The organism is Dietzia sp. CW19, from assembly GCF_014145265.1.
Lineage (GTDB): Bacteria > Actinomycetota > Actinomycetes > Mycobacteriales > Mycobacteriaceae > Dietzia > Dietzia natronolimnaea.
The window spans coordinates 754-2,256 of sequence record NZ_JAALEE010000540.1 but is presented as its reverse complement, the minus strand read 5'-3'; the positions used below and the strand labels follow the sequence as shown (position 1 = coordinate 2,256).

General features: G+C 66.5%; 1 protein-coding gene. It reads left to right on the top strand.

Annotated features, from left to right (window positions below):
• Positions 1–345: 345 nt before the first annotated feature.
• The coding region (locus G6021_RS15245) for an AMP-binding protein (protein WP_241736603.1) at positions 346–1,503 on the top strand (1,158 nt) is incomplete at its 3' end.

Sequence of the window (1,503 nt, the reverse complement as noted above, 5' to 3'; positions counted from 1 at the left end):
GGGCCCGTCAGCACCGGCCTCCGGCCGGAGGGCCGATCCGCCTCCGGCGCGGCCGATCGGCGACCGTCCACCGGGACGCTCCCCGTCCGGGTGGCGTGGGGCAGCATCAGGCCCCCGTCGTAGGGCGCGCCGCTCTGCGGGGACCGCCGTGAACTCATGTCCAAAATGTAGGCGCTCGGGGGCGTGGGGTCACGCAGAATCGTTGCCATGGACACGAACTGCTCTAGAACTCGTTCTACTTATTGAGAGTTTGACCTGATCAGGGTGCCGTCTGGACATGAGAACAAGTTCAGGTCACAATGTGAGGACAGCCACATTTCGTCCGCCCTCGCGAAGGATTCTGCCATGACCGAAGCTGCTGACCATTCGACCGATCCGCTCGCCGGAACCAACCCGGAGATGAACGAGGCCGCGGTGTTCGAGGCCGTCGCCGACAAGATCCCGGACAACGCACTGCTGACCATGGACGGCGTCGACTACACCTACCGTCAGGTCGACGATCTCGCCAACCAGATGGGGCACCTGCTCCGCGCCCACGGTGCGGAGCCGCTCAGCCACGTCGCGCTCTACATGAAGAACAGCACCGCGCACATGGCGGCCATCATCGGGTGCATGAAGACCCGGGTGGCCGGGATCAACGTGAACTACCGGTACACCGCGCCCGAGTTGGTCTACCTGTTCAACGACTCCAAGTCGATCGCCGTGCTGGTCGACGCCGAGTTCGCCGAGACCATGGCCGCAGCGGTCCCGAAGCTCGAGACCGTGCGTACCGTGATCGTGTTCGGCGGCGTCCCGGAGGTCCTGGCCTCGGCGTGTGCCGAGAAGGGCCTGACGGTGGTCGACGGGGACACCGAGTGGCCGGCACAGTCGGCGGAGCGGGACTTCGAGCCCGTCCGCGGCGACGACCACTGGATCGTCTACACCGGCGGGACCACCGGCTTCCCCAAGGGCGTGCAGTGGCACATGTCGGACTACTTCTACGCGTGCCTGTCCGGGGGCAACCCCTACGGTGACAAGCGGCACAGCCCCGCCGAGGTCGCCGACAACGTCTCGCCCGACGGCGGGATGAAGGTGGTCATCTCGGCCCCGCTCATGCACGGTGCGGGCCTGTTCACGCTGCTGACCTTCGTGAACCTCGGCGGCCACCTCATCATGTTCCGCGAGTTCGACGCGGCGGAGATCATCCGGGCGACCGCCGAGCACAAGGCGCACATCCTCATGTTCGTCGGCGACGGCATGGCGGTGCCGCTGACGGACGAGCTGGTCAAGGGCACCGAGACCATGGACTTCAGCACCCTGTTCATGATGGCCTCCGGCGGCGGCATCTGGTCCAAGTCCAGCCGCGAGCGCGTCCTCGAGGTGCTGCCCAACATCATCATCCGCGACAACTTCGGCGCCTCGGAGGCCGGCAACGACGGCGAGCTCGGGATGAGCGAGTCCGGCGAGATGACCATCCCGGCCAGCCCGAAGCTCGGCCTGGTCGACGAGGACTTCCATCCCATC